This window comes from Indolivaga capnocytophagoides (assembly GCF_036511535.1).
GTDB lineage: Bacteria > Bacteroidota > Bacteroidia > Bacteroidales > Dysgonomonadaceae > Dysgonomonas_A > Dysgonomonas_A capnocytophagoides.
In genome coordinates this window covers 4,775,488-4,781,552 of sequence record NZ_AP028867.1, presented here as the reverse complement: position 1 = coordinate 4,781,552, position 6,065 = coordinate 4,775,488, and the positions used below count along the sequence as shown (strand labels likewise).

Genomic DNA, 6,065 nt, shown 5'->3' with positions numbered 1-6,065 from the left:
ATTTTTAAATACATTATAACACTTTCATTTTCAGCAAGATAAATAAAGAGGTAATTCTACCTATCTAAGCTTTTAAAGTTCAAGCATTTAAGGTATTTTATCTATAAATACCCAAAGTATAAACCATAAATACCTTGCTGTTAAGAAGTAGTTACAGTTTTTTATTATTTAGAAAGATTCTAAATAAGGATGCTTTTATCAAAAGACTTTTACATTAATATACTTGGATGGATTTTCTTTCACATCCTTCAATAGTAATGAGGCATTGCCCATAGTTGACACAAGGCTATCATACAATTGTCTGTCATTCATCAACAGACCTACAGAATTATCTTTACTGTTCAGTTTATTGGTAAGAGCCTGTATGTTTTGTAAAGTAGAGTCTATCGATTGATAAGACTTCTGAAAGTCCATTGTTTTAAACTGTCCTGATACCTGAGCCAAATCAGATGACACAGTAGTCATATTATTAGCCAATTTAGGAATATCTTTATTCATGACAGTCATCATCTGATTTAATTGTCTCGAAGCTGTAGTAAGTTCTGATGTAATAACATTTACATTTTGCAATGATTGAGCTAATGCAGGATTAGTCACAAGCAACTGTACTCCTGATAAAATCGAATCTATCTTAGGGATAAGATTTCCAACCTGAGGCAGCACAGTTTGGCTCATCGACTCCATCATACCCAACTGACGGATACCGGGGATACGATCAGATGAAGTATACAATTCCTGAGTTTCGGGATTCTTATCGATTATCACAGTAGCTGATCCCATCAACGATACATCAAGTTTGATCTTACTACCTTTCGTTATTTTCACGCCTTTATCTAAGTTTAAAACAACCGCCACTTTATTCTCCTCTTGCAGGTCTAGCTCCATGGAATACACAAGCCCTACCTGATAACCATTCAGAATAACAGGAGACGACAATGTCAACCCTGTCACATCATCAAAAACGACAGTATAGGAGTTAGCCGGTTTGAAGATATTGATACCTTTCAGAAAATTAATTCCGGTATACAGCAAGAACAGGGCTACAACAAAACCTATTCCGATTTTTACTTCTTTCGAAAACATTTTTTTCATATAAATTTCCTATTGAGGTCGCAGACCTATTTATTATTCTTTTTTGACATCAGACTATTCGGTCCTACTAGAACGATAGTCGAATATCTTTTTACTTTTTCAAAAACAGTATTTTACTTGACCCGAACATTATCCCTGAAACGAACAATGAAAGCATCTCCGAACTTCTTCTTAGCCTCTTTCAACAGAGTTGCGGCCTCAGCTTCACTTGTTGTAGAGCCGTATGTATATTTATATACACCACCATCCTGATATGAATCAACCGGAGACAAACCTTTAAAGGCAGCAGCATTTTTCGGTAGTTTTGTACTTCCGGTCATAAATTGCACCCGATACTCCAGAGCTCCGGCAGCAACTTTAGCTGTAGATGTCTTTGACCCTTTCGGGGTTATCACCTGTACATCTTTTTGCACAGGCTTATCTTCTGTTACAGCTTTCGATGCTTTGGGTTTTACAGATTCAGCTTTCGGAGTTTCTGCTTTTGATTTTTTACTATTATCGACAGGCAGATCTTCGACCTTATTATTTTTAGAAACAAACAATGGCTTAGATGCAGGAGATTCACTTTTTGCGACTGTATCTTTTAATGTTTTAGAGGATAAAGGCACTGTTACCGGCTTTGTATCTTCTATGCGTTCTTTCTCTTTTTCGGGTCTGGTCGTTTCTTTTTTAGGAGCTTCCGCAATAGAGCCTGAAGTACGGCCTTGCTTTTTATCGAAATCTTTTTTATATTTTTCCAATCCCGAATAGATGGCACTCGCCATAGCTCTCTGCCCGATTGATGAGGATAAATATTTAGCTTCTGCCGGATTGTTTATAAACCCCAGCTCTATCAGAACACTCGGCATACCCGATTCTCTCAGCACAAGAAATCCGGCTTGCAAGACTCCCCTATCGACCCTTTTTGCAACTTTAGAAAAACCGCTTTGTACCTGAGTCGCAAATTGCAGGCTTTGCTCCATGTATTTATCAGTCATAAATTCGAAAATAATATTCGATTCGGGAGAGTTCGGATCGAACCCTTCGTAACGTTTATTATAATTATCTTCAAGAAGAATTACAGAGTTTTCACGCTTTGCCACGGCTAAGTTTTCCTCGCTTCGCGCCAACCCAAGAATATAGGTATCTGCTCCTGATGCCGTTGTTGTTTTCGCAGCAGTAGAATTGGTATGGATAGATATAAACAAATTCGCTTTCGCCTTATTTGCAATATCGGCACGCTTATACAAATCAACAAATACATCGGATTTGCGGGTATAAATAACTTTTACATCATTCATATTGCTCTCTATAAGCTTACCCAAAGCCTGAGCTACTTTCAGATTTATTTCTTTTTCCTTATATGTACCTCTTATGGCACCACCGTCTTTACCTCCGTGTCCGGCATCTATTACAACAATAAATTTATCAGCTGAAACAAGTGTAAAGTTTAAGCTCACAAACAGCAACAACGTGCAAATTAAAGTTATTCTTCTCATATCAAGTTTATGAAAGCAGATTGAAAACTTTTTCTTTCTAAAACAATCCTACGGCAACAAAAGTATTTAATGACGGATTCCGAATAAATAATGATATTTTTTTTTCAATACCATCAACTAACAGATCTTCTCCTTTAGAGTTCCCGGCTATTGTTTATAATCTCCTTTTTATTTATATATCCCTTTATTATTTAGCTTGGTGTACAACTTCATTTTTAAGCTCTTTTCCGGCAAAAAAGTCAGCAACATTATTCATTGTTGTATTTGCGATATTCGACATAGCTTCTTCTGTAAAGAATGCCTGATGTGAAGTTACAATTACATTATTAAATGAAAGCAGGCGAGCCAGAACATCATCCGTTAATACGCTATCCGAACAATCTTCATAAAAATAGGCTCCTTCTTCCTCATATACATCAAGACCGGCATATCCGATCTTCCTGCTGATAAGTCCATCAATCAGGTGTTTTGTGTGGATCAGTTTTCCACGTCCGGTATTAATGATCATCACTCCATCTTTCATTTTTGCGATAGAATCCTCACAGATCATATATTCGGTTTCTTTAGTCAAAGGACAATGCAGAGTTATAACATCGGCATTCGTATATATTTCATCCAACGTTGCATATTTAATATCATTCTTGGCTGCAAATTCATGATCAGGATAAAGATCATAAGCAAGAATTTTCATACCTAGACCTTTTAATACCCCAATAACAGTTTTTCCGATTTTACCTGTACCAATTACTCCCACAGTTTTTTCATACATATCAAAACCAAGGAATCCGTTCAGTGAGAAATTCCAATCACGTGTACGCAGAAAAGCCCGGTGTACCTTGCGATTTAGACATAACATCAAAGCTAATGTATGTTCGGCAATCGCATGCGGCGAATAATCGGGAACTCTTACTACTTTGATCTTTCCGGCAGCATATGCGATATCGACATTGTTAAACCCTGCACAACGTAAGGCGATCAGTTTCACCCCCATTTCGCATAGCTTATCTATCACATATTTATCCACATCTGCATTTACAAAGATACAAACGGCGTCTGCACCTCCTGCCAATATAACATTGTGTTTGTCCAGATGTTCTTTATGATATACAAGTTCATAGCCAAACTGCTGGTTTACTTTTTCGAAAGTGTCCTGATCGTAAGGTTTTGCGTCAAAAACCGCTATTTTATATGCCATAATATTACAATTTAGTTTAGTTCTCAGACTTTTCATCATTCTAGTTATCTAAACAATCTAAGCCTGTTATAAATCAAAATAGATTCTTTTTTATATTTGAAATTGAAATAATTCATACAAAAATAAGAAAATATGCTTTAAAATATAATTTTAAGCACCTATCCCCTCCGTTTATGTCGAAAAATAAGAGTATATTTTATTATAACCGCTTAACATAAATAAAAGAACTACACAAAAATAACAGCAAAATATGTAGTTTGTTTATAAAACAAAGAGATTCTTCAACGAAGAACCTCTTTATCCAATATATATTTAACTTTTATTTAGCAAAACTTACAGATCGGGTTTCCCTGATAACGGTAATCTTAACCTGACCGGGATAAGTCATTTCGTCTTGTATCCGTTTAGCAATTTCTCCCGAAAGCTTTTCGGTTTCAACATCATCAACTTTATCTGCACCAACGATAACACGAAGTTCACGTCCGGCCTGAATAGCATAAGTTTTCAAAACTCCCGGATAAGACATCGCCAATTGTTCAAGGTCATTCAAACGCTTGATGTAAGCTTCTACAATTTCGCGGCGAGCTCCCGGACGTGCTCCGGAAATAGCATCACACACTTGAACGATAGGAGCCAGCAGACTGGTCATTTCTATTTCATCGTGGTGAGCACCGATCGCATTACAGATATCCGGTTTTTCTTTGTATTTTTCAGCCAGTTTCATACCAAGCAATGCGTGTGGCAATTCCGGTTCGTCATCAGGCACTTTACCTATATCGTGCAACAGACCTGCACGTTTAGCCTTTTTCACATTCAAGCCTAGTTCGGCAGCCATTATCGCACAAAGATTGGCTGTTTCCCGGGCATGCTGCAATAAGTTTTGTCCGTAAGACGAACGGTATTTCATCTTACCGATAAGACGTATCATTTCAGGATGCAGTCCATGTATACCCAAGTCGATAGCAGTACGCTTACCGGTTTCTATAATTTCTTCTTCGATTTGTTTTCTTACTTTCGATACAACCTCTTCGATTCTAGCCGGATGGATACGACCATCAGCGACCAATTGATGAAGAGCCAGGCGGGCAATCTCACGTCTCACAGGATCAAACCCGGAGATAACAATAGCCTCAGGGGTATCATCTACTACGATTTCTACTCCGGTAGCAGCTTCCAATGCACGGATATTGCGTCCTTCACGTCCGATAATACGTCCTTTTACCTCATCCGATTCAATATGGAATACTGTAATTGCATTTTCGATGGCAGTTTCAGTTGCCACACGTTGTATAGATTGTATTACAATTTTTTTAGCCTCTTTATTAGCCGTCATCTTAGCTTCTTCCATTATCTCGCTGATGTACGACTGAGCGTTGGTTTGAGCTTCATCTTTCAAAGCCTCTACCAATTTGCCCTTGATTTCTTCTGCCGAAAGTCCCGAAAGAGCTTCGAGTCTTTCCACCTCTTGCTTATGCAATTTATCAAGGTCTTGTTTTTTCTTTTCTACGATTTCAAGCTGCGCATCCAGATTTTCTTTCACAACGTCTACTTCCGATTTACGGCGTTGCGCTTCTTCGATCTTCTGATTCAGCGTTTGTTCCCTCTGTTTTACTTTATTTTCAGCAACCTGCAGTTTTGAATTCCTGCTGTTTACTTGTTTTTCAAACTCGGCTTTCATTTGTAAAGCCTGTTCTTTTACTTCCAGTAATTTATTCTTCTTGATTACTTCGGCTTCACGTTCTGCTTCTTCAATACGACGCTTCACGTTCGCATTGGTTACAAAGTTAAGAACGAGCCAAGCGATAACAGCACCTGCCACTAAGCCTACTACTGCAAATATTATCTCCATATAGCTCTTTTTGTTTCACGTTAATTAAAAATACCCTTCAGGTATCGGTTTTATATAAAAAAAACTAATCAAAAACAACCGGAAATGCCGATCGTTCTCAATTAGTGCCAATTGATTTTACTATTTATTGATATTAGAAAACTATCTGTTTTGTCTCAAATATGTTTCCACTTCGTCTATCAAAGATTTCACCTTATCTTCAAAAAGCTTGTTTTTAGCTTCTAAAGCCTCTGTTTCGGACAATGCCTGAATGGCCGTCATAGCCAGATAGTCTTGCTCCAATAGGTTCTTCGAATCAGTCCCCGCGAAATGGATTCTATATTGATTGGTCTTCTTTTCAATAGCTACAGCTGCGTCCCTGAACTTTTGTTCATCCTTACGGTTTATCTTCAAACGATAAATCCGTTCCAGAATACGCAACGATATGATAAAACGCTCTCCCATTGCTCAT

General features: G+C 37.7%; 5 protein-coding genes. All 5 read right to left on the bottom strand.

The window, feature by feature from the left end:
* Positions 1-198 precede the first annotated feature (198 nt).
* On the bottom strand, positions 199-1,092 hold the full coding sequence (locus AABJ51_RS19330; RefSeq protein WP_338373867.1) for an MlaD family protein: 894 nt from the start codon (positions 1,090-1,092) through the stop codon (positions 199-201).
* A gap of 113 nt (positions 1,093-1,205) precedes the next feature.
* The gene (locus tag AABJ51_RS19325; protein WP_338373866.1) at positions 1,206-2,570 is read right to left on the bottom strand and encodes an N-acetylmuramoyl-L-alanine amidase; all 1,365 of its coding nucleotides are present in this window, start codon (positions 2,568-2,570) and stop codon (positions 1,206-1,208) included.
* A gap of 187 nt (positions 2,571-2,757) precedes the next feature.
* A complete protein-coding gene (locus tag AABJ51_RS19320; RefSeq protein ID WP_026626270.1) occupies positions 2,758-3,765 on the bottom strand; it encodes a 2-hydroxyacid dehydrogenase in 1,008 nt (335 codons plus the stop codon).
* Between the two features lie 319 nt (positions 3,766-4,084).
* Positions 4,085-5,614: a ribonuclease Y gene (gene rny / locus AABJ51_RS19315; RefSeq protein WP_026626271.1), complete on the bottom strand. Its 1,530-nt coding sequence runs from the start codon at positions 5,612-5,614 to the stop codon at positions 4,085-4,087.
* Positions 5,615-5,755: 141 nt separating this feature from the next.
* Entirely contained in the window at positions 5,756-6,058 is a 303-nt protein-coding gene (locus tag AABJ51_RS19310; protein WP_321577318.1) for a cell division protein ZapA, read from the bottom strand.
* Positions 6,059-6,065: the final 7 nt, after the last annotated feature.